Source organism: Acrocarpospora corrugata (assembly GCF_009687845.1).
In the GTDB taxonomy this organism is placed as follows: Bacteria; Actinomycetota; Actinomycetes; order Streptosporangiales; family Streptosporangiaceae; genus Acrocarpospora; species Acrocarpospora corrugata.
Genome location: NZ_BLAD01000044.1, coordinates 97,239 through 119,759, shown reverse-complemented (window position 1 = coordinate 119,759; position 22,521 = coordinate 97,239). Strand labels below are relative to the sequence as shown.

At 71.8% G+C, this 22,521-nt stretch carries 21 protein-coding genes; 8 read left to right on the top strand and 13 right to left on the bottom strand.

Annotation, left to right across the window (positions count from 1 at the left end; genetic code table 11):
• Window positions 1-7: 7 nt before the first annotated feature.
• From Acor_RS46230 to Acor_RS12085, 6 genes are all read left to right on the top strand, one after another.
• The gene (locus Acor_RS46230; RefSeq protein WP_422664800.1) at window positions 8-136 is read left to right on the top strand and encodes a cellulose binding domain-containing protein; all 129 of its coding nucleotides are present in this window, start codon (window positions 8-10) and stop codon (window positions 134-136) included.
• A 111-nt stretch (window positions 137-247) separates the two neighbouring features.
• Window positions 248-2,491, top strand: a complete 2,244-nt coding sequence (locus Acor_RS12105) for a HelD family protein (RefSeq protein WP_155336699.1) — start codon at window positions 248-250, stop codon at window positions 2,489-2,491.
• A 576-nt stretch (window positions 2,492-3,067) separates the two neighbouring features.
• A complete protein-coding gene (lnt, locus tag Acor_RS12100; RefSeq protein WP_246238602.1) occupies window positions 3,068-4,696 on the top strand; it encodes an apolipoprotein N-acyltransferase in 1,629 nt (542 codons plus the stop codon).
• 7 nt (window positions 4,697-4,703) lie between these two features.
• Complete coding sequence (locus Acor_RS12095; protein WP_155336697.1) at window positions 4,704-5,447, top strand: polyprenol monophosphomannose synthase; 744 nt, start codon at window positions 4,704-4,706, stop codon at window positions 5,445-5,447.
• A gap of 57 nt (window positions 5,448-5,504) precedes the next feature.
• Entirely contained in the window at window positions 5,505-6,005 is a 501-nt protein-coding gene (locus Acor_RS12090; RefSeq protein ID WP_155336696.1) for an FxsA family protein, read from the top strand.
• An 81-nt stretch (window positions 6,006-6,086) separates the two neighbouring features.
• A complete protein-coding gene (locus Acor_RS12085) occupies window positions 6,087-7,967 on the top strand; it encodes a glycoside hydrolase family 15 protein (protein ID WP_155336695.1) in 1,881 nt (626 codons plus the stop codon).
• 131 nt (window positions 7,968-8,098) lie between these two features.
• On the opposite strand, the gene Acor_RS12080 is transcribed toward Acor_RS12085, so the two are convergent.
• The 3 genes from Acor_RS12080 to Acor_RS12070 form a co-directional block, all read right to left on the bottom strand.
• Window positions 8,099-8,443, bottom strand: coding sequence for an RNA polymerase-binding protein RbpA (locus tag Acor_RS12080; protein WP_155336694.1), 345 nt, complete (start codon window positions 8,441-8,443; stop codon window positions 8,099-8,101).
• Window positions 8,444-8,589: 146 nt separating this feature from the next.
• Complete coding sequence (locus Acor_RS12075) at window positions 8,590-9,957, bottom strand: MFS transporter (RefSeq protein WP_155336693.1); 1,368 nt, start codon at window positions 9,955-9,957, stop codon at window positions 8,590-8,592.
• 30 nt (window positions 9,958-9,987) lie between these two features.
• The gene (locus tag Acor_RS12070; RefSeq protein ID WP_155336692.1) at window positions 9,988-10,782 is read right to left on the bottom strand and encodes a glycerophosphodiester phosphodiesterase family protein; all 795 of its coding nucleotides are present in this window, start codon (window positions 10,780-10,782) and stop codon (window positions 9,988-9,990) included.
• A gap of 152 nt (window positions 10,783-10,934) precedes the next feature.
• Here Acor_RS12070 and Acor_RS12065 point away from each other — a divergent pair, with 152 nt between their 5' ends.
• Window positions 10,935-11,417: a cupin domain-containing protein gene (locus Acor_RS12065; protein WP_155336691.1), complete on the top strand. Its 483-nt coding sequence runs from the start codon at window positions 10,935-10,937 to the stop codon at window positions 11,415-11,417.
• Here the strand turns inward: Acor_RS12065 and Acor_RS12060 are convergent.
• The 7 genes from Acor_RS12060 to Acor_RS12030 form a co-directional block, all read right to left on the bottom strand.
• Entirely contained in the window at window positions 11,414-12,367 is a 954-nt protein-coding gene (locus Acor_RS12060) for a TolB-like translocation protein (RefSeq protein WP_155336690.1), read from the bottom strand. The two genes, Acor_RS12065 and Acor_RS12060, sit on opposite strands and share 4 nt — an antisense overlap.
• A complete protein-coding gene (locus Acor_RS12055; RefSeq protein ID WP_155336689.1) occupies window positions 12,364-13,572 on the bottom strand; it encodes an MFS transporter in 1,209 nt (402 codons plus the stop codon). Before Acor_RS12055 ends, Acor_RS12060 begins: the two co-directional genes overlap by 4 nt.
• Window positions 13,573-13,576: 4 nt before the next feature.
• Window positions 13,577-14,989: a CBM96 family carbohydrate-binding protein gene (locus Acor_RS12050; protein ID WP_218034242.1), complete on the bottom strand. Its 1,413-nt coding sequence runs from the start codon at window positions 14,987-14,989 to the stop codon at window positions 13,577-13,579.
• A 100-nt stretch (window positions 14,990-15,089) separates the two neighbouring features.
• Window positions 15,090-16,601 carry an AAA family ATPase gene (locus tag Acor_RS12045; RefSeq protein WP_246238601.1) on the bottom strand — a complete coding sequence of 504 codons (1,512 nt, stop codon included), beginning with the start codon at window positions 16,599-16,601 and terminating at the stop codon, window positions 15,090-15,092.
• A gap of 35 nt (window positions 16,602-16,636) precedes the next feature.
• Window positions 16,637-17,185 carry a TrmH family RNA methyltransferase gene (locus tag Acor_RS12040; protein ID WP_155336688.1) on the bottom strand — a complete coding sequence of 183 codons (549 nt, stop codon included), beginning with the start codon at window positions 17,183-17,185 and terminating at the stop codon, window positions 16,637-16,639.
• A complete protein-coding gene (locus tag Acor_RS12035; protein WP_155336687.1) occupies window positions 17,182-17,787 on the bottom strand; it encodes a class I SAM-dependent methyltransferase in 606 nt (201 codons plus the stop codon). The genes Acor_RS12040 and Acor_RS12035 overlap by 4 nt, the downstream gene beginning before the upstream one ends.
• Before the next feature lie 11 nt (window positions 17,788-17,798).
• Window positions 17,799-18,404, bottom strand: a complete 606-nt coding sequence (locus tag Acor_RS12030) for a TetR/AcrR family transcriptional regulator (protein ID WP_155336686.1) — start codon at window positions 18,402-18,404, stop codon at window positions 17,799-17,801.
• 58 nt (window positions 18,405-18,462) lie between these two features.
• On the opposite strand from Acor_RS12030, the gene Acor_RS12025 reads away from it, so the two are divergent.
• The gene (locus tag Acor_RS12025; RefSeq protein WP_155336685.1) at window positions 18,463-19,608 is read left to right on the top strand and encodes an FAD-dependent monooxygenase; all 1,146 of its coding nucleotides are present in this window, start codon (window positions 18,463-18,465) and stop codon (window positions 19,606-19,608) included.
• On the opposite strand, the gene Acor_RS12020 is transcribed toward Acor_RS12025, so the two are convergent.
• From Acor_RS12020 to Acor_RS12010, 3 genes are read right to left on the bottom strand one after another with little or no spacing between them, the layout of a single operon-like run.
• Complete coding sequence (locus Acor_RS12020) at window positions 19,605-20,552, bottom strand: VWA domain-containing protein (protein WP_155336684.1); 948 nt, start codon at window positions 20,550-20,552, stop codon at window positions 19,605-19,607. The genes Acor_RS12025 and Acor_RS12020 overlap by 4 nt on opposite strands.
• Window positions 20,549-21,457: a DUF58 domain-containing protein gene (locus tag Acor_RS12015; RefSeq protein WP_246238600.1), complete on the bottom strand. Its 909-nt coding sequence runs from the start codon at window positions 21,455-21,457 to the stop codon at window positions 20,549-20,551. Before Acor_RS12015 ends, Acor_RS12020 begins: the two co-directional genes overlap by 4 nt.
• Entirely contained in the window at window positions 21,454-22,488 is a 1,035-nt protein-coding gene (locus Acor_RS12010) for an AAA family ATPase (protein ID WP_155336682.1), read from the bottom strand. Before Acor_RS12010 ends, Acor_RS12015 begins: the two co-directional genes overlap by 4 nt.
• Window positions 22,489-22,521 lie beyond the last annotated feature (33 nt).

Below are 22,521 nucleotides of genomic sequence, written 5' to 3'. Positions count from 1 at the left end.
CCAGACCGTGACCGCCAGGAACGCGGGACACAACGGGAACCTCCCGGCGGGCGGCAGCGGCAACTTCGGCTTCCAGGCCAGCCGCCCCAACGGCAACACCGCCGTGCCGACCGGTTACACCTGCACCTCCCCGTAACTCAGGGAAACCGACGCGGGGCCGTGGCTTCCCAGCCGCGGCCCCGTTTCGCGTCCCGGCCGACTCGCCCGTCGTGGGAAGAGCGGGCACCCGGGTAGAATCTGGCGCCCTATGTCTCATTCAACGGCGGGCGAGCTGGCCCGCGAGCAGCAGTACGTCGCCACGCTCTACGAGCGGCTCGACGTCCTGCGGGTCCGGACCCGCGGGCAGCTGGACGGCGTCCTGGCCCAGGGCGCCGCGGGCGGAACCCATCAGAACCGTTCGGAGCGCGACTCCTTCGCCGACATGTACGCCTCCCGCCTGGCCCGCCTGTGGGCGGTCGAGCACGGCCTCTGCTTCGGCCGCCTCGACCTGGCCGAGGGAGTCAGCGAGGAACTGGATGAGACCAGGCTCTACATCGGCCGGCTCGGCCTGTCCGACGACGAGCAGCGCCGGCTGCTGATCGACTGGCGGGCCCCGGTGGCCCAGCCGTTCTACCGGGCCACCCCGGCCGCGCCGATGGGCATCACCCGCCGCCGCCACCTGCACACCAAGGGCAGGACCGTGGTCACCATCGACGACGACCTGCTCGACCTGGACGGCCTGTCCGACGCCGACAAGGCCACCCTCAACGGGGAGGCCGCCCTGCTGGCCGCCCTCGGCGAGACCAGGACCGGCCGGATGCGCGACATCGTCGCCACCATCCAGGGCGAGCAAGACAAGATCATCCGCAGTGACCTGAACGGCGTGCTGGTCGTGCAGGGCGGGCCCGGCACCGGCAAGACCGTGGTGGCGCTGCACCGGGCCGCCTACCTGCTCTACACCTACCGGGAGCGGCTGGAGCGGCGCGGCGTGCTCATCCTCGGGCCCAACCTGACCTTCCTGCGCTACATCGAGCAGGTGCTGCCGTCCCTGGGCGAGACCGACGTGCTGCTGTCCACGGTGGCCGAGCTGTATCCCGGGGTGACCGCGCGCCGGGCCGAACGGCCGGCGGCCGCCGCGTTCAAGGGCGCGGCCCGGATGACGGAGGTGGTGGCGCGGGCCGTGCAGGAGCGGCAGCGGATGCCCCGGCAGACGGTCGAGATCAGGCTCGACAAGTTCACCCTCCGGCTGGACCGGCAGACCTGCGACGTGGCACGCTCCCGGGCGGCCAAGTCGCGGCGGCCGCACAACACGGCCAGGGGCGTGTTCGTCCGGCAGCTGCTGAACGCGCTGACCAAGCAGGCGGCCCGGCATCTCGGCCGGGGCATGCTGAACGACGAGGACTTCGCCGACCTGCGCGAGGAGCTGCGCACCGAGGAGCCGGTCCGGGCCGCGCTGAACAAGCTGTGGCCCTACCTGACCCCGCAGCAGCTGCTGATCGGGCTGTTCACCTCCCGGGAGCGGATGGCGTACGCGGGGCTGACCTCGGCCGAGGCCGGGCTGCTGCTGCGCGAGCCGCCCCGGGCGGGGGAGGGCTGGTGGAGCGAGGCCGACGTGCCGCTGCTGGACGAGGCGGCCGAACTGCTGGGCGACATCGACGAGAGCGTGCTGCGGGCCGCCCGCCGGGCCGAGGAGGAGCGCGAGCAGCAGCTCGCCTACGCCCGCGAGGTGCTGGAGCTCACCGGCATGGCCGACATCATGGACGCCGAGCGGTTCGCCGAACGCCAGCAGGCCGAGGAGACCTACCTGACCACGGCCGAGCGGGCCGCCAAGGACAGGACCTGGGCGTTCGGGCACGTCATCGTGGACGAGGCGCAGGAGCTTTCGGCGATGGCGTGGCGCATGGTGATGCGCCGCTGCCCGACCAGGTCGATGACCGTGGTCGGCGACATCGCCCAGACCGGCTCCACGGCGGGCGCGCTGAACTGGGCGAACGTGCTCGACCCCGACGCCGGCGGGCGGTGGCGGGAGGCCGGTCTGACGGTCAACTACCGCACTCCGGTGGAGCTGATGGCGGTCGCCGCCGACGTGCTCACCCTGGTCGATCCCGGGCTGAAGGCCCCCGAGTCGGTCCGGGAGAGCGGGGAGCGGCCGTGGGCCCGGCGGATCGCCGGCCTGGGCGAGATCGCGCGGATCGTGGCCGAGGAGCAGGTGCCCGGCGGCAAACTGGTGGTGATCGTCCCGGACGGGCTGGAGCTGGACCTGCCCGGCGCGGTCGTCGGAGCCGGGCCGGCCGCGCTGGAGGCGCCGGTCGCGGTGCTCACCGTGGCCGAGGCCAAGGGGCTGGAGTTCGACGTGGTGATCGTCGTCGAGCCGGGCCGGATCCTAGCCGAGTCGCCGCGCGGGCCAAGCGACCTTTACGTCGCGCTGACCAGGGCCACGCGACGTCTTGGCGTGCTGCACACCGGCGGGCTGCCTTCTGTTTTGACGGCCCTTGATCGGCGCACCCAGTAGTGCCGCGATAGCGGTGGGTGGGCGACATCCCGCACATGCACCCTGCGGATCCCTCTCGTCCGCACCTGTCCTACCTGCGAAAACTTGGTATTCCCGCTGTTCGGGACACGGTTGACATCTGCGCTGAGGTCGGTAGTTTGCTGCCAGTCCAGCACGGGACTGACCGGTTGGCCGTCTTCAGACATCGTCGGATTCTGCGTCCGTGACGGAGCGTGACCACAAGGTCCATCCGTTAGCTCAGCCAGGCGCAGCGCCGACGTTCCGTCGAGGCGGGGCACCCCAGCCGGGTGGGGGGTTGGACCCGGGAAGGATCCGGACACCCAGTAGACAACGGAGCTCCGCGCCCGCCGCCGACGGGACGGAACCGGTCCGAAGGGTCGTCCGCGTCCTGTTCCGTCTCGTGCGGGAGGCTGCGAAGGACGAAGGGCGCGAAGGCACCCGTGCCCGGAGCGAAACGCCGGGATGGTCCTTGAGTTCTCCTGTGGCCACAGGAGAACTCAAGGACCATTGCCTCATCTGCCTCATCTCGCCCCCCGTGGTTTGGGGTCCGCTGGTCATCGCGGGTACGGTCCTATCGTGCTGAGTGACGCGACCGTTCCCGACACGGCCGAACCGGCCGTCCCGGCCGAGCCCGGCCGTCCGGGCGGGCCGCCTGCTTGGGCACGCGCGCTCACCGTCATCGCCGGCGGGGTGCTGATCTTCCTGGCCTTTCCGCCGCTCAGCTGGTGGTTCACCGCGCCGTTCGGGGTGGCTCTGGTTTTCGCCGCTCTGTACGGCGTGCGGTTGCGTCGGGCGGCCTGGCTCGGGTATCTGGGCGGGGCGGCGTTCCTGTTTCCGGCACTGGCGTGGGTCCGGCCCATCGGAGATGACGCCTGGCTGGCCCTGGTCGGCATTGAGAGCGCTTTCTGGGCCGTCATGGCGCTGGCGGCTGCCCTCGTCATGCGGATGCGTCTGTGGCCCCTCTGGGTGGCCTGTCTGTGGGTGGCCCAGGAGTGGGCGCGCGGTCAGTTTCCCGTGGGCGGCTTCCCGTGGGCGCGAGTCGCCTTCAGCCAAGGCGACTCTCCCTACACCGGGCACGCCGCTCTGGCCGGCGCCCCGCTTGTAACTTTCACCGTCGTCCTGTCCGGCTCGCTGCTCTCCCTCCTGCTCGTCCGCGGACGCCCGGCCTGGGACCGCCAGGTCGCGCTGGTCCTCGCCGGGGCGGTGGCACTGCCCGTGCTCGGGCTCCTCGTTCCCCGCCTGGGCGACGAAGGCCGCTCCGTGCGTGTCGGGGTGGTGCAGGGCAGCGTGCCAGGCCGAGGGCTGGGCTGGGCCGGGAACGAACCCGCCATCGTGCTCAGGAACCACGCCGAGGAGACGCGCCGGCTGGCCGCCGACGTCCGGGCCGGGACGCTGCCGAAACCGGACATCGTGGTGTGGCCGGAGAACTCCACCGACATCGATCCGTACCGGAATCCGGCCGCCTACCAGACCATCGACGCGGCCGTGAAGGACGTCGGGGTGCCGGTGCTGGTGGGGGCCGTGGTGTCGATCGGGGACCAGAGCCGGGCCACCCGGAGCGTGGTGTGGGATCCGGTGACCGGGCCCGGGGCGTACTACGACAAGCAGAAGCTGGTGCCGTTCGGGGAGTTCACGCCGTACAAGGAGATCGTGCTGGCGCTGTTCGAGCGGGCCAACCTGGTCGGGCGGCAGTCGGTGCCGGGGAGCAGGGACGGCGACCTCGGGCTCGGGCCGGTCACCGTCGGCGCGGTGAGCTGCTACGAGGTGGCCTTCGACCAGATCGTCCGGGGCACCGTGCGGGCCGGGGGGTCGCCGCTGGTGGTGCAGACCAACAACGCCACCTACGAGCTGACCAACCTGCCGCCGCAGCAGCTGGCCATGTCCCAGCTGCGGGCCGTCGAGCACAACCGGGCCGTGATCGCGGTGGCCACCACCGGCATCTCCGCCTACGTCAGCCCGGATGGCGCGGTCCAGTGGCGGACCGCCGAACTGGTGCCCGCCCGGACCGTGGTGAACGTGCCGGTGCGGACCGGGAACACGCTGGCCACCCGGGTCGGCGCGGCGCCGGAGCTGGTGTTGATATTGATGGGGGCCGCGGCGACGATGGTGGCGGCGGGCGCGGCGTGGCGGCGGCGGGAACGCCGGATCGGACCAGCGGCGGGCGGGCCCCGGCAGGAGCCCCGACACGAGCAGGGACAGGACTAGGAGTCGCATGGAACGGATGCCGGGACGCGTCCTCGTCATCGTCCCCACCTACAACGAGCGCGAGAACCTCCCGCTGATCGTGAAACGGCTCCGCGCCGCGCTGCCCGACGCGGACGTGCTGGTCGCCGACGACAACAGCCCCGACGGCACCGGCAAGATCGCCGACGAGCTGGCCGGTGAGGACCGGCAGGTGCGCGTGCTGCACCGGCCCGGCAAGCAGGGCCTCGGCACCGCCTACATCGCCGGCTTCCAGTGGGGCCTGGACGAAGGCTACGACGTGCTCGTGGAGATGGACGCCGACGGCTCCCACCAGCCCGAGGAACTGGCCAAACTCCTCGACGCGGTGGCCGGCGGCGCCGACCTGGCGATCGGCTCCCGCTGGGTGCCCGGCGGCAAGGTCGTCAACTGGCCGTTCTCCCGCGAGTTCCTGTCCAGGAGCGCCAACACCTACACCCGGATCATGCTGGGCCTGCCGGTCCGCGACGCCACCGCGGGCTTCCGCGCCTACCGCGCCACCACCCTCCGCAAGATCGGAATCGAGGGCGTGCAGTCGCAGGGCTACTGCTTCCAGGTCGACCTGACCCTGCGCACGGTCCGGCACGGCCTGCGCGTCACCGAGGTCCCGATCACCTTCGTGGACCGCACGATCGGCGCCAGCAAGATGGGCCGCAGCGTCGTCACCGAGGCGCTGTGGCGGATCGCGGTGTGGGGCGTCACCGGCATCCCGGCGCGGCTGCGCCGCAAGCGCTGATCGGGTGGAACGCATAGGGTTCGAGCGACGTTGCTTAGGTATGAGTGAGGTCGTGTGATGCTGCGAATCGGACTTTTCCTGGCGTTCCTCGTCGTTCCCGTGCTGGAGATCTGGCTGCTGATCCAGATCGGGCAGGTGATCGGCGGCTGGCAGACGGTCGGGCTGCTGATCGCCGACAGCCTGCTGGGGGCCTGGCTGGTCCGGCGGGAGGGGCGGCGGGCCTGGGCGGCGCTGCAGAACGCGCTCGAGTCGGGGCGCATGCCGGACAAGGAGCTCGCCGACGGCGGCATGATCGTGGCCGGCGGCGCGCTGCTGCTGACCCCCGGGTTCATCACCGACGTGTTCGGATTCGCGCTGATCCTGCCGTTCACCCGGCCGCTGGCGCGGCGCGCCCTGGCCTGGTTCCTGGCGCGGCGGGTGAAGGCGATGGCGGCGCGGTCGCCGTACGGGCCGCTGCTCGGGCAGCATCCTGGGCAGCATCCCGCGCAGTCCCCGCAGCGGCCGGGGAACGTCGTGCCCGGACAGGTTCTCGACGACGACGATTTTGCCGAACGGTGATCTAGGTGAAAACGTGACCGCCTGCCCCGGACACCCCGCGCGCGTATCGTTTGGGGGATGTACAAGGGGATAGGACGGTAGATGGACACGCTTCACGGGTCTTCGCCCTTTCCGCCGATCGCCGACTACGGGTTCCTGTCCGACTGCGAGGTCACCGCGCTGGTGGCGAGCAGCGGGAACATCGAGTGGCTGTGCCTGCCCCGGCTGGATTCGCCGAGCGTGTTCGGCGCCATCCTGGACCGCAGCGCCGGACGCTTCCGGATCGGCCCGGCCGACACCATGGTGCCGGCCGCACGGCGATATCTGCCCGGCACCATGGTGCTGGAGACCAGCTGGGGCACGCCCACCGGCTGGATCATCGTCAGGGATCTTTTACTGATCGGCCCCTGGCACCACGAGCGCGAGATGTCGCACACCCACCGCCGGGCCCCCACCGACTACGACGCCGACCACGTGCTGCTGCGCACGGTCCGGTGCGTGAGCGGCGAGGTCCAGGTCACCATGGACTGCGAGCCGGTGCTCGACTACGGGCGCAGCCCGGTCCGGTGGGAGCACACCGACCGCGGCTACCACCAGGGGGTGGCCGTGGCCGACGGGGTGGACCTGAAGCTGCGGCTGACCACCGACATGCGGCTGGGCTTCGAGGGCGGCCGGGCGATGGCCCGGACCCTGCTCAAGGAGGGCGACACCCGGTTCTGCGCGCTCACCTGGACCGAGCACGAGCCGCCGTACACCTTCCAGGAGGCGTACCAGCGGCTGGTGTGGACCGCGCACCACTGGCAGCACTGGCTGGCCCGGGGGGACATCCCCGACCATCCGTGGCGCGGCTACCTGGAACGCAGCGCCCTCACCCTCAAGGGGCTCACCTTCGCCCCGACCGGCGCGCTGGTCGCGGCCGCCACCACCTCGCTGCCGGAGACCCCGGGCGGCGAGCGTAACTGGGACTACCGCTACACCTGGATACGGGATTCCACGTTCGCGCTGTGGGGGCTGTACACGCTCGGCTTCGACTGGGAGGCCGACGACTTCTTCTGGTTCATCGCCGACATGGCCGAACGCGACGAAGAACTCCAGATCATGTACGGCGTGGACGGCGAACGCGACCTCTCCGAATACACCCTGGACCACCTGCACGGCTACGAGGGCGCCCGCCCGGTCCGGGTCGGCAACGGCGCCTTCAACCACCGCCAGAACGACGTGTGGGGCGCGGTCCTGGACTCGTTCTACATCCACATCAAGTCCAGGGACCGGCTCGACGAACGCGTCTGGCCGATCCTGAAACGCCAGGTCGAGATGGCCATCCAGCACTGGCGGGAGCCGGACCGCGGCATCTGGGAGGTGCGCGGCGAACCCAAGCACTTCACCTCCTCCAAGGTCATGTGCTGGGTCGCCCTGGACCGGGGCGCCAAGCTGGCCCGGCTGCGGCAGGAACCCGAGCTGGCCGAACGCTGGCAGGAGATCGCCGACGAGATCCACGCCGACGTGTGCGAGAACGGCGTCGGCGAGAACGGCGTGTTCACCCAGCACTACACCACCACCGCGCTGGACGCCTCGCTGCTGCTCATCCCGCTGGTCCGGTTCCTGCCGGCCGACGATCCGCGGGTGCGGGCCACCGTGCTGGCCATCGCCGACGACCTGACCGTGGAGGACCTGGTGCTGCGCTACCGCACCAAGGAGACCGACGACGGCCTGGCCGGCGAGGAGGGCACCTTCACGATCTGCTCGTTCTGGCTGGTCTCGGCGCTGGCCGAGATCGGCGAGCTGGGGCGGGCCCGGCGGCTGTGCGAGAAGCTGCTGTCCTTCGCCAGCGCGCTCGGCCTGTACGCCGAGGAGATCGACCCGGTCAGCGGACGCCAGCTGGGCAACTTCCCGCAGGCGTTCACGCACCTGGCGCTGATCAACGCGGTGATCCACATCATCCGCGCCGAGACGTCCATGCCGGTCCCCCGGCACACCTCGTAGCAGGGCATGCGGAAGCCCCCGGGACGATGTCCCGGGGGCTTCCGTCTCCCTCTGCTTCGTCGCCTCCGCCGGAGGGGTTGTCGTCGAGAGGTAGCCGTCAGGGTCCTTGACCTGTCCTGCGCGCGCTCGTCCTATGCGCTCTTGCGCCGCTGCGCCCGGAGAATCGCCAGACGCTCGTTCAGCACCTCTTCGAGGTCCTCGATCGAGCGCCGCTCCAGCAGCATGTCCCAGTGGGTCCTCGGCGGTTTCGCCTTCTTCTGCTGGGGCTGCTCCGCGTCCACCCGGAGGGCGGGGGAGCCGCAGCTGCGGCATTCCCAGCTCGCCGGAATCTCGGCTTCGGCGGCAAGCGGCACGGTGGTGTGATGGCCCTTCGGGCAGGTGTAGGACACCTCCTGGCGCGGGGCCAGGTCGGTGTTGCGGTCGTTCTCGTAGCTGGTCGCCCCGAGCCGGGTACCGCGAAGTGCACGCTCGCCCATGTTCTAAGCCTCCTGAGGTCCCCCTAGCGATACTGCCTTAGAGGGGTTGGTCTCCACCGCGTACAACGCTTGATACCGTGTGTGGATTCCCACCCAAGAGGTGATCCAATCGCGCTTTTTGACGCGGGCTCCTCAGGAATCACAACCTAGATCCGTTCGGGCACCTCGTTGCCGGCCGCCCGGATGGCCTTGGGCAGGTTGATGAAGGCGAGCAGCACGCCGCCCAGCACGAAGAACACCACCAGTGAGATGATCCCGAAGCGGTAGCTGTCGGTCAGCTGGAGCGCCAGGCCGAGGCTGAAGGAGCCGATCAGGGTGGTGCCCTTGTCGCTGATCTCGTACAGGCTGTAGTACTCGGCTTCCCGGCCCTTGGGGATCACGTGCGAGAACAGGGACCGGGACAGGGCCTGGGTGCCGCCCATCACGATCGCGATGGCGAAGCCGAGGGCGAAGAACGGGAGGGCGGCGCCCTTGGGCAGGAAGTAGGCCACGGCGACCACTCCGGTCCAGCCGACCAGGGCCCACAGGACGATGCGCTTGGTGCCGTAGCGGGTGGCCAGCCAGCCCAGCAGGAGCGCGCCGAAGAAGGCGACGAACTGGACCATCAGGATGGCGCCGATCCGGACGGTGTCGCTCAGGCCGAGTTCCTTGTCGGCGTAGGTGGCGGAGAAGGCGATCACGGTCTGCACGCCGTCGTTGTAGGCCAGGTAGGCGATCAGGAACAGCAGTGTCTGCGGGTAGCGCCTGAACAGGTCGCGGATGGTTCCGCCGAGCTGGCGCAGGCTGCGGCCGACCGCCTGGGGGGCGGTCTCGGCGCCGGGGGCCAGGGCGCGGCGGTTGCGCAGCCGCAGCAGCGGGATGATCGTGAAGCCGCCCCACCAGAGCCCGGCCGAGGCCAGCGCCAGCCGGGCGGCCGTCCCGCCGTCCAGGCCGAGGGCCTCGGCGTTCAGGAACAGGCCCAGGTTGATGGCCAGCAGCAGCCCGCCGCCCAGGTAGCCGAAGCCCCAGCCGCGGGCCGACACGGTGTCCCGCTCGTCCGGGGTGGAGATCTCCGGCAGAAACGAGTTGTAGACCACGAAGGCGGAGGCGAAGCTGACCGTCGCGATGATGAACAGGACGCCGCCGAGCAGGTAGCGGCCGTCGCTGACGAACCACATCAGCAGCGTGGCCAGCGACCCCAGGTAGGCGAAGAAGGCCATGATGCCCTTCTTGCGCCCGGTGTGGTCGGCGAGCGCGCCCGCGACCAGCATCACCACGATCTGGAACACCGCGGCCACGCCGACCACGAACGAGTAGTAGGCGCTGGGCCGCACGTCGAACCCGAGCACGTCCACGTACGGCGCCCCGCCCGCGGCCGCCTCCGCCACGTCCGTCAGGTACGGCCCCAGGAAGACGGTCAGCACCGTCGTCGGGAAGGCGGAGTTCGCCCAGTCGTACCAGTACCAGCCGCGCTGCTCGCGCCTGCGGGCGTCCGGGCTCTCGTCGATGACCTGGGGGGCCTGGGGGGCTGTCATGTTCTCCTACTTCGGATACTTCCGGACTGGCTAGCCCGGCTGCCTCGGATGCCACTGCCCGCGGCCTTGCAGCACGCCGCGCAGGCCGGTGATGTTGTCGGTCATGATCCCGTCGACCCCGAGGTCGAGCAGGCGTTCCATGGTCGCGGGCGCGTCGACCGTCCAGACGTGCACCTGCATGCCGATCGCGTGCGCGGTGCGCAGGAACGCCGGGGTGACGATGCGCAGCCCGCGTACCCCGATCGGCACCTGGGCGCACGGGATCCCGGTTCTGGCCAGGCCGGCCAGCAGCCGCCCGTACCCGGAGCCGATCGCGGCGGTGCGCAGCGCCGCCACCCCGCGCGGCCCCAGCGCCGAGCAGACCCGCCCGCCGACCGCGCGGCGCGCCCGCGCCAGCCGCTGGTCGGAGAAGGAGGTCAGGCAGACCCGGTCGTGCGCGCCGGTCCGGCTGATCACCTCGGCCAGCGGCCCGATGGCCGCGGCCTCCTTCACGTCGATGTTGACCCGCACGTCCGGCCAGGCGCCCAGCACGTCGGCCAGGAGCGGGATCTCGTCCACGCCGCCGATCCTGGCCTTGGCCACCTCCCGGTAGGGCAGCTCGGAGATCCGCCCGGCCCGGTCGGTCACCCGGTCGAGGGTGTGGTCGTGGAAGGCCAGCAGCACCCCGTCGGCGGTGGCGTGCGCGTCCGTCTCCAGGTAGGAGTACCCCAGCTCGACGGCGTGCCCGAACGCGGCCATGGTGTTCTCCCGGCCCTCCGCCGCGCCACCCCGATGGGCGAAGGGCAGGGGCCCCGGATGCTCCAGAAAAGCGAAACGCCGCCGCACGAGTGGAGTATGCCGTTTGTCAGGGCCCGCCGTCAGCGCGCGAAGGTGAACGTTTGGGTCACGTCTGGACCAATGACCTCCCAGGCCCCGGCTGACCCCGGAAACCGGCGGGTAGCTTCGGTTTCGAGGGCGTCAACCGAGATGAGGCCATCATGGGCGAAGAGGCGGCGGTCCGGCCGTACGTGCGCGGCGGCGAGGAGGGGGAGGCCCTCTGGTTTCTCGGCAACCTCGTCACGATCAAGGCGAGCGGGGCCGAGACGGGGGGCCGGGTGATGGTGGCGGAGTCGGTCAATCCGCCCGGGTTCGCGCCGCCGGTGCACCGGCACCTGGCCGAGGACGAGCTGTTCTACCTGCTCGCCGGCACCGCCCGGTTCCTGTGTGACGGAGAGTCCTTCACCGCCGGATGCGGCGATTTCGTGCTGCTGCCGATGGGTCTCGCGCACTCCTTCGTGGTCGGGCCCGACGAGCCGCTGCGCGCCATCCTGATCACGGCGCCGTCCGGGTTCGAGGGGTTCGTCGCCGACGTGGGCACGCCGGCCCTCGAACGCCGCCTGCCCCCTCCCGCGCCGGCCGGCCGGCTGGCCGGCGCCGCGGCCAGGCACGGCATCGAGATCCTCGGCCCGCCGCCGACCTAGGCGGGGGAGTTCGCGCCCGGGACCAGCAGGACGGGCTGCCCGCCGCCGGCGGCGGGGACCGACCAGGTGTTGTTGGTGCCGTCGCCGGTCTGCAGCGCGTACGCGACGGTCAGGTCGTCCAGCCAGAGCGGCTGGTCGTCGACGCTGCGGGTCTCGGCCAGCGGGACCACCCGCCCGGTGGCCAGATGCAGCACCGACAACCGCCAGCCACTGGCCGGATCGCCGCCGACCGCCGACTTGTAGGCGATCCTGGTGCCGTCGGGGGACAGGGACGGGCACTCCACGTTGTCGCGCAGCGTCCGTACCGTCCCGGCCGCGAAGTCGCCTTCCACCAGGTGCCGCCGCCCCCCGGTGGAGAGTGTCGCGTAGAAGCGGTTGTCGTCCGCGCCGAAGGTGACCCCCCAGAAGTTGACGTCCGCGTTCCGGTACGGCCGGCCGTCCCGGGTGATCGCGAAATCCTCCAGCGACCGCACGATCCGCCCGGTCCGGGTGTCCAGCACGCCGGTCTGGGTGGAGAAACCGCTGGCGGCGTAGGAGTGCCCGTCGATGAACAGCGTCCAGGCGACCATGCGCCCGCTGGCCGAGACCCGCAGCCGGTTGGGGAAACCCGTCAGCGGGATCGTCGTGCCCGCCCGCAGCGCCCGGTCCATCACCACCAGGCTGGTGGCGGTGAGCGCCCCGACCGGGGTCAGGCACGCCACGGTCGCGGCGGCGGCGTGGGCGCGGTCGCAGCGCACGGCGGTCACCTCGCGCGGACCGTCCGGGTCGGCGCGCGCGACCGTCGAGAGCAGGCCGTTGGTCAGCACCTGCAGGCGCGGGCCCTCCCCCGCCAGGGCGGCGGAGACCGGCGCGCCCGCGCCCGGCGCGAGTACGGCGTAGCCGAGCGCGACCCCGATCAGGACGACGGCGGCCACGATGGTGATGATCAGACGGCCTTGCAGGGAGGTCATGGCTTCCTCATCAGCAGCAGCACGGCCAGCGGGAGCACGGCGGCGGCGACGCCCCCGGCCGCCAGGCACGCGGTGGCCGCCCCCCAGGCTTGCCAGGCGAAACCGAACAGGACCGACGAGACGAGATAGGCCGCGGCCTGGCCGCTCTGGATCAGCGCCAGGCCGGTGGCGCGCAGCTCCGGCGGGAAGACCGTGCCGGCCATGGCCATCAGGATCCCGTCGGTGGCGGCGTAGAACGTCCCGTACAGGAAGGGGATCAGGGCCAGCAGCGGCCAGCCGGCCAGCGGCCCGGACAGCAGCAGGTAGACCACCACGAGAGCGGCGTGACCGGCGATCATCACCCGCAGCCGCCCGATCCGGTCGGCCAGCCGGCCGAGCGGGACGGCCAGCAGCAGGTAGGCCAGGCTGGTGGCGACCGCGAGCAGCGGGAACCAGCCGACGCCCAGACCGGTGTGGCGCTGCAGGAGCAGGAAGACGAAGCCGTCGCCGACGGTGACCAGGCCCAGCAGGCAGGCCGCCGGGAACAGCCGCTGCCTGGCCAGCCCGAAGGCCGCCCGCCACGGCGCCGGGGCGGGCTCGCGGCGGGGGGCGGGCACGTCCCGGACGAACAGCGCCAGGACGAGCACGCCCAGCAGCGCCACGCAGAAGCTGGCCAGGAAGACCGGGCCGAACGCGCCGCCCGCCAGGGTCAGCACGCCCAGGGCCGCCAGCGGGCCCAGGAAGGCGCCGGTGGCGTCCATCGTCCGGTGCACCCCGAACGCCAGGCCCAGCTTCTCCGGCGGCGTGGTGAGCGTGATCAGCGCGTCCCGCGGGGCGGTGCGCAGGCCCTTCCCGGCCCGGTCCGCGGTGATGGCCAGGCCGATCAGCGGTCCCGACGCGCCCGCCGCCAGCAGGCCCAGCTTGGCCAGCGCCGACAGGCCGTACCCGGCGCCCGCGACCGCCTTGTGGCGGCCGACCCGGTCGGCGACGTGGCCGCCGGCCAGCCGGAGCAGCACGGTCGCGCCGGTGTAGAGGCCGTCGATCAGGCCGTACGCGGCCGGGCTGAACTGGAGGCCGACCACCAGGTACAGCGGCAGGACGGCCGTCACCATCTCCGAGGAGACGTCGGTGACGAGGCTGACGGCGCCGAGGGCCAGGACGGTGCCGCCGACGGCTCGCGGGGAGCCGCCGGTGGCGCCGGTCCGCCCGAGGGTGGACAGGTACACGTCGTCAGTGGCAGTTCGTGGTGCCGCTGTCGGCGTACGTGCGCCCCGCCTGCGGGACGAACTGCCAGGTGTACGCGTTGGCGTGCAGGGTCAGTTTCAGCACGCCGTAGGTGTCGCTGTTGCGGGCCTCGCTGTTGGCCAGGATGGTGCCGAAGCCGTAGTGGCTGGCCCCGCCTGAGCCGACCACGAAGTGGCGGAGGCCGCGCGCGTTGTCGAGCTGGTTGGCCGGGTTGATGGGGGCGAACCGCTCGTACTGGTGGTTGTGGCCGGTGAGGATGAGGTCGGCGTTGGCGTCGTACAGGGCCTGGACGAACGGCGCGACCGAGCTGTCCGGTGAGTGGTTGGCGCCGGAGGTGTAGCGCGGGTGGTGCCACATCGCGACCGTGCACGGGCGGGTGCCGGCCGCCAGGTCGGCGCGCAGCCAGGTCACCTGCGCGGAACCGGTCCCGCAGCCGCCCACCGCCGAGCAGTTGGAGTTGAGCACGATCACGTGCCAGTTCGAGCCGAGGTTGTAGGAGTAGTAGCCCTTGGCGGGATCCCCGGCGGACGCCCCGAAATAGCCGTAGTAGCCGGTGGCGCCGGAGGTGTTGTAGTCGTGGTTGCCGGGAACCGGCCGGGTCCGCGCCTTGTGCCGGCCCCACGTCGGGTTGTAGTGGGTGTTGAACTCCGACGCGGTGCCGTTGTCGTACACGTTGTCGCCGAGGGTGAAGACCGTGCCCGGGATCGAGTCCAGCAGCGCCGCCGTCGTGCTGTCCCCCGACCCGGAGTTGGCGATGTCGCCCGCCCCCACCAGCACCGGATCCCCGCCAGGCGGCGGGCTCGCCGACGGGCTGGGCGACGGGCTGGCCCCGCCGCCGGTGGTGACGACCAGCTGCGGCGCGGTGCCCGCGCCGCTCTCCCGCGAGTCGTAGTCCGCGCCGTTCGAGCTCGCCGACGTCACCCCGATGCTGTACGTCCCGTTCCCGGTCACGTACGACGTCACGTCGACCTCGTACCACCCGTTCCTGGCCACCGACCCCAGCGTGGCCAGCGTCGCCCCGTCGATGGACGGCTGGTTGTTCCACGTGGTCCCGGTCTCCGACCAGGTGGTGCTGCTCATCCGCTTGAAGACGCCGCCGCTGTCGCTCTCCGACCCGCTCACGTCATCGGTGTGCACCCGCAGCCTGACCGAACTGACCGGCCCGCTCACCCCCGCCACCGTGAACCGCAGGAACATTCGCTTCACCGGCGAGTTGTCCACACCGAGCTGCCCGGACGTCCCGTAGTTGGTGCCCGTCGTGCTGTTGTCCACGTACGTGTCCGCGACCGGCGCGAACGTGGCGGTGGCGGCACTGGCCACCCCACCCGGAAGACTCATCGTGACAATAAGGGCGGCCACCCCGGCGGCGGCCACCATGAAGCTCGTACGTCGGAACATGTGCGCTCCTCGTGCTCCTGGCTCTGGGCACCCCGGACTTTAGATCGCCGAAAACCCGGCCAGGTGATCGCCAAGCGTCCAGCAGATGACGAACGTCACGCTAGGCGGGATCGCCGTACAGGGCGTCGAGCCCGATGAGGAGGACGTCGGCGCTGCCGTTCGCGGCCCTGAGCAGATCGGCCTGGAAGCCGTGCAGCGAGTAGAGCGCCAGGGTGGCGTTCCCGGCGTCGTGCCCCTGTTCGGTGAGGAGGGCGCGGATGTGCCGCAGCCGTTCCAGGTCGGGCAGCCCCCGTGGCCGCACGGTCGCCTTCGCCTCGCCGATCAGGGCGATCGCGGCGCGGGGGGCCTGCGGCCGCTGGCCGGGGGCGAGGGCCAGGACGTCGACCTCGTGCCTGGTCCTGGCGGCCTGGTCGCTCACCTCGGCGATGCCGACCATGCCCAGGCGCTGGGCGGCCTCCGCGGCGGCGAACGACCTCGTCCATTCCCTGGCCAGGTCTTCGAAGTGCGGGCCCAGGATCTTGGAGTTGAACGTCGGCCGGGAGCCGGCCCAGACCTCGGCGGCGCGGCCCCTTTCGATCTCGTCGGCGAACGGCAGGGTGATGAGCTGGTTGAAACGGATGATCGGATCCACGACGGTGATGACGGGATTGCGGGCCTTGAGCAGGTCCTGGCTCTTGCGCAGGTAGCCGGTCGATTCCAGCAGGTCCAGCGGCGGGACCACCGAGGCCCGCGGCCGCTCCAGAATGGCGCCGATCTTGGACGGCGTGCTCGCCCCATCGCTCACCGCGCTCAGCAGGTCGTAGTAGAGCGTGCGATGCGTGATCCTCGGCTCCTCGCGGAGCAGGAACTCGGCCTCCACCCGCGAGTACAGGGCGAGGCCGGGGTTCATGATCGTCCGGCTCACCCAGGGGCCGAACTCGCCGGTGTCCTGGGGGGCGGGGCCCGGCGCCAGCGGGCGGTAGCCGGGCGCGCCGCCCAGCACGGCGTCCACTCGGAGCGCCGTGGCCGGGTCCTCGATCCGCCAGTGGGCGCGCGAGGTCCGGTAGTCGAACGCGCCCAGCCGCAGGTCGATCACCGCCCGCCCGCGCAGCGGCTTGGTGCCGGTGAGCAGCTCGCTCATGACGCTCATCGCCGACCCGCACAGGATGATCCGCCCGACCGGGCCCTGCCCCGCCTGGGACTGGTCGTAGAGCAGCTGCAGGAAGCCTGGAATCTCGGGGGAGTGCTGCATCAGGTAGGGGAGCTCGTCGATGACCACCAAGGGAGCGCCCTCGGCCCGGCCGGCCACGTCCAGCGCGGTGGTGAGCACCTCTCGCCAGTCGCCGAGCCGCAGCGCCCCGCCGGGCAGTCCGGCGTGGGCGGCGATCGTCTCGGTGAACCGGCGCAGGGCCGAAACCCGCCCCTCCTCTTGTACGGCGGTCATATAGAGCCCCCCGCAGGCCCCGGTGAGCGCCTGGAGCAGGAACGACTTCCCATGCCGCCGCCGCCCCGACACGATGGCCAGCCGGAGTTGCGGCGCGGGGTCGTTGACGAAGTCCCGCAGCAGCTCCCAGGCGTGCTCCCGGTCGAGGACCCGCTCGGGTTTGGCCAGTTCGTACATGCGGCCGTCCAATCTGTTAAGGCTGACCTTAACAGATTTCGTTATGGTCAGCCTTGACGGGTCCATTCCTGGCGGCGGGATTCGGCGATGGCGATGGCGGCGGCGATGGAGACGTTGAAGGAGCCGACGCGGCCGACCTGGGGGATGTAGGCGGCGGCGTCGCAGGATTCGAGGAGGGCGGGGGAGCAGCCGTGGTCCTCGCTGCCGACGACCAGGCAGATGTCGCCGGTGAGGGGGGTTTGGTGGAGGGGGGTGGCGTCGCCGGTGAGTTCGACGGCGACGATGCGGTAGCCGTCGGCTTTGGCCGCTTTGGCGGCTTCGGTGGCGGGGACGGGGTCGTGCCAGGTGACGAGGCGGTCGGTGCCGAGGGCGGTCTTCTGGGCTTTCGGGTTGGTGGGCGGGGTGGCGTTGCCGGCCAGCCAGATGGTGTCCACGCCGAAGGCGGCGGCGGTGCGGAAGATGGAGCCGATGTTGAAGGGGCCGGTGACCGATTCCAGGATGAGGGACAGGCGGCCCTCGGTGCCGCGCCGCCAGGTGCGGTTGAGCCGCTTCACGTCGGTCGGCCGGAGCTGGCGGCGTGGGTTGGGCGTGCTCATCGGGGGGTCACCTTCAGGATTCGGTAGGCGGCGCGGGAGGTGTGGCGGGTGGCGGTCCAGCCCTGGTCGCTCAGCCAGCGTTGCAGGGAGTCGGAGCCGAGGTGCTTCTGGACGACGAGGTAGGCGACGCCGTCGGGGGTGAGCCGGTCCAGCCAGCGGGTCAGCATCTCGTGCAGGGCGGGCTTGCCGATCCGGATGGCGGGGTTGGACCAGATGGCGCGGAACCTGACCTCTGGCGGGACCTCGTCCACATGCGCCGACCTTACTTTGTCAAGGGCGGCGCTCGCGGCGTTGCGGGTGGTGAGCTCCAGCGAGCGGCGGTTGACGTCGACGGCCCAGACGGTCGCGGCGGGCGCGCGGGCGGCCATGGTCAGCGCGATCGGGCCGTAGCCGCAGCCCAGGTCGAGCAGGTCGCCCTCGGCGGGCGGGGCGGGCACCGACTCCAGCAGGATCCGGGTGCCCAGGTCGATCCTGTCGGGGGAGAAGACGCCGCGGTCGGTCTCCAGCCGCAGATGCAGGTCGGGCAGGACCAGGCTGACCGTGCCGGGCCGGGACGCGGCCTGCGGACGCTCCTCGAAGTAGTGCGCGCCGGTGTTGCTCACGCGGAGCAACGTTACCAATCCCCGGCCCCGGCCCGGGCCGCGCCGGGTGGGGCGCAGCCGTACACGATGCCCTGGACCATGCCCTGGACCATGCTCTGGACCAGGTCCCTGCTGAGTAGTTCCGGCGGGGCGGTGACCAGGGTGAACAGCGCGCCGCCGTAGAGCATGATCAGTGCGGGGATGTTCTCGCGCGGGATGGCCAGGCCGAGTTTGTCGTGGTGGCCGGCGGTGATCCGCAGTGCCGTGTCCTGGAGGCCCGCGAGCGCCGCGGCGAGCACCGGCCGGCGCGAGGACTCCAGCTGAAGTTCGAAGATCGCCAGATAGCGGGCGCGCAGGGTGGTCGCCGCGGTGAGCAGCGATTCCGTCAGCAGGTCGGCCAGCGCCGCGGGCTGGTCGGTGGCCCGGTCGGTGTCGGCGTGGGTCAGCTCGGCGATGCGTTCCGCGGCGGCCACCAGCAGCGCTTCCCGGCTGCGGAAGTAGTTCGAGGCCGTGCCCTGCGGAAGCCCGGCTTTCTGCTCCACGGTGCGGTGGGTCAGTCCGTGCGCTCCCGATGACGCGAGCAGCTCGATGGCGGCGTCGGTGAGGGCTTGGCGACGGGCCGGATTGGTGGGCGGCATCCGGCCATGCTACCAATAGCCGTACTAGTACGGTCGTAGTGAATAGCGAGGAGGTCCCATGAGGATCGTGGTGGTCGGCGCCGGTCTCGGGGGAGTGGCGGCCGCGGTGGGGCTGCATCGCCTGGGTCATGAGGTGACGCTCTTCGAGCGGGGTTCCGAGCTCCGGGAGGCGGGCACCGGGATCGTGGTCATGCCCAACGGGCTGCGCGCCCTGGACGCGCTCGGGCTGGCCGAAGACGTCCGCGGGCACGTCATGCGGGCCGGCCGCGCGGGGCTGCGGGACTGGCGCGGGCGGCCGCTGCTGGTCACCGACGCGGTCCAGGCCCAGCTGGACGTCGGGGCGCCCGCCCTCCTCGACCGGGCCGAACTGCACCGGGTGCTACGCGCTCCGCTGCCTGACGGGCTGGTGCGGACCGCGACCCCGGTCGAGCGCCTGGAGCCCGACGCCGCCGGGGTGACCGTGATCGGCGACGGCGGGCCCGTCGCGCGGGCGGACGCCGTGATCGCGGCCGACGGCATCGGCAGCAAACTGCGCGCACAGCTCTTTCCCGGCCACCCGGGCCTGCGGCGGACCGGCCGGATGGACCTGCGCGGCATGCTGCCCCGCCCGCCCGGCCTGGTCACCGACCTGCTCGCCTGCCAGCTGGTCGACCGCCGCAGTGGCGCGATGTTCGGCCTGTTCCCCGTCGGCGAGGACCGCCTGTACTGGTTCACCGACTCCGTCCTGCGCGGGGACCCGCCCGGCGCGGACGAGGCACGCCGGCGGATGCTCGCCCTGATGGCCGACTGGCACCCCCTCGTCAAGGAACTGATCGAGGCCACCCCGCCCGGCGACATCTACGTCGACCCGATCGCCCGCCTGGCCGAACCGCTGCCCTCGTTCGCGGCGGGCAGGATCGCGCTCCTGGGCGACGCCGCGCACGCCATGCCGCCCGACCTCGGCCAGGGCGCCAGCCAGGCCTTCGAAGACGCGGCCGCGCTCACCCGCCACCTGACCGGCGCCGAACCGGCCGGCGTCGCCGGGCGGCTGCTGCGCTACGACGCCGAGCGCAGGCCCAGCGCCAACCAGATCATGCGGGCGGCGTCCCGGCAGTCGCGGCTGACCTCCCAGACCGGCGCCGCCGCGTGGCTTCGCGACGCGCTGCTGCGCGCCGTGCCGACCTGGCTGGCCACCCGGCAGCTCGCCGCCCTCTGGCGCGCCTAGGGGAGGCGGGTGCCCAGGATCAGCGCCGACGCGGCGACCAGGAGCCCGGCCAGGATGGCGCCGATGATGAACCGCTGGGTGATCTCCTCGTGGACGATCTTGTAGCCGAGTGAGGTGCCGATCTGCTCGTACACGTCGCGGAGCTCGCTGCCCGACTCGGCGGTGTAGGCGCGCCCGCTGGTGCCGTCCGCCAGCGACTGCAGGGTCTGCTTGTTGACCGGGACCTGGACGTCGCGGCCGTCGATGGCCACGGTTCCCTCCGGCGTGCCGTACGCGATGGTGGAGACCGGCACCTTGCCGCCGAGCGCGGCCTCGATGGCCTCGTTGACCGAGCGGCCCGAGGTGTTGTCGCCGTCGGACAGGAGCACGATCGCGGCCGGGGGCGGGTCGGTGACCGCCTGCTGGTCGAAGGAGCGGATCGCGTCCAGGGAGTTGAAGACGGCTTCGCCGATGGCGGTGCCGGGGCGGGTGGTGAGGTTCCTGATCGTGTTGACCACGGCCGCGTGGTCGGTGGTGGGCGGGATGGCGACGGCGGCGGAACGGGCGAAGGAGACCACGCCGACGTTGAACCGCTCCGGCAGCTCCTGGACGAACGCCTCGGCGGCCTGCCGGGCGGCGATCATCCGGGTCGGCGGCACGTCGGCGGCCTCCATCGACAGCGAGATGTCGATCGCGATCATGATGGTGGCCCGATCGCGGGGCACTCGGACCGCGTCGGCGGGCCGGGCCGCGCCGAGCACGAGCAGGCTCAGCATGACCAGGAACAGCGCCGCGGCCACGTGCCGGCGCCAGCCGGGCTTCTCCGGCGCGACCAGCGCCAGCAGGGCCAGATTGGTGAACCGGACCGCGTACTTGCGGCGGGTCAGCTGGACCACCACATACAGCGCGACCAGGCCGGCGAGCGCCGCGAACAGCCAGAGCCAGGCGGGGGACAGGAAGATCATGCGCGTGTTCTCCTGGCCATCAGGTGGGCGGTTCGCCGCTGCTGCAGAACGAACTGGGCGATGTCGACCACCCAGTCCCGATCGGTACGGAGCACCAGGTGGGCCACGCCGCTGCGGCGCAGGGCCACCCGGTTGGCCTCCCGCTGGCCGGCGGCGGCCTCGGCGTAGCGGTCGCGCAGCCGGCGGGACAGGTGGATGTCGCGGGAACGGCCGGTCTCCGGGTCGACCAGGGTGATCTGGCCGACATCTGGGAGCTCCAGCTCGCGCGGGTCGATGATCTCGACGGCCAGCACCTGCTGGCGGGCGGCCAGCCGGCGGATCGGCCGCTCCCAGGTGTCGGGCGCGTCCAGGAAGTCGGACACGATGACCCGCATGCCGCGCCGGCGGTGCGCGGCCGCCATCAGCTCGATGGCGCCGCCCAGGTCGGTGGAGCCGGGGTCGTGGGGGGCCTCGGCGAGCGACTTGAGCAGGCCGAACAGTGCGGGCCTGCCGGGTCTGGCCGGGTAGCGGTGGATTTCCTCGCCGTGCATCACATACGCCCCGAACCGGTCGCCGACCCGGCTGGCCAGGAAGCCGACGGCGCCGATGGCGGCCACCACCAGGGAACGTTTGTCGGTGTCGGCGGTGCCGAAGTCCATGCTGGCCGATAGGTCGGCCAGCGCCCACGTCTCCAGCTCGCGGTCCGCGATCAGGTCGCGGACGTGCGGGATCGTGGTGCGCGCGGTGACCGCCCAGTCCATCCGCCGCACGTCGTCCTCGCCGGGCACGTAGACGCGGGTGTCGCCGATCTCGCTGCCCGGGCCGGGCAGCAGGCCCTGATGGCCGCCCTGGAGCAGCCCGTCCAGGCGGCGCACCACGGTCAGCTCCAGCCGCCGGAGCGCGGCGTGCGGAGCGCGGCTGGTCACCGCTGGCCCTGGTTCCAGACGACCAGCGGCGGCGGCACCGAGACCAGGATCTGGCGGACCACGTCCTCGGGTTCGATGCCGTCGGCCAGCGCGTCGAAGGTCAGCATCAGCCGGTGCGACATCACGTCCACGGCCACGTCCCGCACGTCGTCGGGGAGCAGGTAGTCGCGGCCGCGCAGCAGGGCCAGGGCGCGCCCGGCGGCGACCAGGCCCAGGGTGGCGCGCGGGCTGACCCCGATCTCGATGGTCTCCTCCAGTTCGCGCAGCCCGTACTCAGCCGGGTTGCGGGTGGACATGACCAGCCGGACCACGTAGTCGGCGACCAGCTGGTGCACCGACACCTCCTCGGCGGTCTGCTGCAGGGCCAGCAGCCGGGCCGGGTCCAGCACCTTCTCCGCCACCGGCGGGGTGACGCTCATCCGGTGCAGGATCTCCAGTTCCTCGTGCGCGCTGGGGTGGGCGACCCGCACCTTGAACAGGAACCGGTCGCGCTGCACCTCCGGCAGCGGGTAGACGCCCTCGGACTCGATCGGGTTCTGGGTGGCCAGCACCACGAAGGGCCGGGGCAGGCGGTGGGTGACGCCGGCCAGGGTGACCTGCCGCTCCGCCATGACCTCCAGCAGCGCCGACTGCACCTTGGCCGGGGCCCGGTTGATCTCGTCGGCGAGCAGGAAGTTGACGAACACGGGGCCGAGTTCGATGTCGAAACGTTCAGTGCTCGGGTGATACACCCGGGTGCCGACGATGTCGCTGGGAACCAGGTCGGGGGTGAACTGGATGCGGGCGAACGTGCCGCCCACCACGGTGGCGAGGGTGCTGGCGGCCAGCGTCTTGGCCACCCCAGGCACGCCTTCGAGCAGGCAGTGCCCGCGGGCCAGCAACGCCACCAGCAGGCGCTCGACCATGTGGTCCTGGCCGACGATCACCCGCCGCACCTCGTTCAGGGCGTCCCGGAGCGCGCCGAGGTCGGCTTCGCTCCCGCCTTGAGCCCGGGTCACCGCGGTGCCCGGCTCTCCTTCAGCAACGGTCATGGGTGTTATTCAATCGTGACTCCCCGACAGAAT

Bases quoted from the DNA above. Each gene is read 5' to 3' on its own strand.
- Acor_RS12105 (WP_155336699.1), top strand. From the start codon at position 248: ATGTCTCATTCAACGGCGGGCGAGCTGGCCCGCGAGCAGCAGTACGTC.
- Acor_RS12095 (WP_155336697.1), top strand. From the start codon at position 4,704: ATGGAACGGATGCCGGGACGCGTCCTCGTCATCGTCCCCACCTACAAC.
- Acor_RS12090 (WP_155336696.1), top strand. From the start codon at position 5,505: ATGCTGCGAATCGGACTTTTCCTGGCGTTCCTCGTCGTTCCCGTGCTG.
- Acor_RS12085 (WP_155336695.1), top strand. From the start codon at position 6,087: ATGGACACGCTTCACGGGTCTTCGCCCTTTCCGCCGATCGCCGACTAC.
- Acor_RS12080 (WP_155336694.1), bottom strand. From the start codon at position 8,443: ATGGGCGAGCGTGCACTTCGCGGTACCCGGCTCGGGGCGACCAGCTAC.
- Acor_RS12075 (WP_155336693.1), bottom strand. From the start codon at position 9,957: ATGACAGCCCCCCAGGCCCCCCAGGTCATCGACGAGAGCCCGGACGCC.
- Acor_RS12065 (WP_155336691.1), top strand. From the start codon at position 10,935: ATGGGCGAAGAGGCGGCGGTCCGGCCGTACGTGCGCGGCGGCGAGGAG.
- Acor_RS12060 (WP_155336690.1), bottom strand. From the start codon at position 12,367: ATGACCTCCCTGCAAGGCCGTCTGATCATCACCATCGTGGCCGCCGTC.
- Acor_RS12050 (WP_218034242.1), bottom strand. From the start codon at position 14,989: ATGTTCCGACGTACGAGCTTCATGGTGGCCGCCGCCGGGGTGGCCGCC.
- Acor_RS12040 (WP_155336688.1), bottom strand. From the start codon at position 17,185: ATGAGCACGCCCAACCCACGCCGCCAGCTCCGGCCGACCGACGTGAAG.
- Acor_RS12030 (WP_155336686.1), bottom strand. From the start codon at position 18,404: ATGCCGCCCACCAATCCGGCCCGTCGCCAAGCCCTCACCGACGCCGCC.
- Acor_RS12025 (WP_155336685.1), top strand. From the start codon at position 18,463: ATGAGGATCGTGGTGGTCGGCGCCGGTCTCGGGGGAGTGGCGGCCGCG.
- Acor_RS12020 (WP_155336684.1), bottom strand. From the start codon at position 20,552: ATGATCTTCCTGTCCCCCGCCTGGCTCTGGCTGTTCGCGGCGCTCGCC.
- Acor_RS12010 (WP_155336682.1), bottom strand. From the start codon at position 22,488: ATGACCGTTGCTGAAGGAGAGCCGGGCACCGCGGTGACCCGGGCTCAA.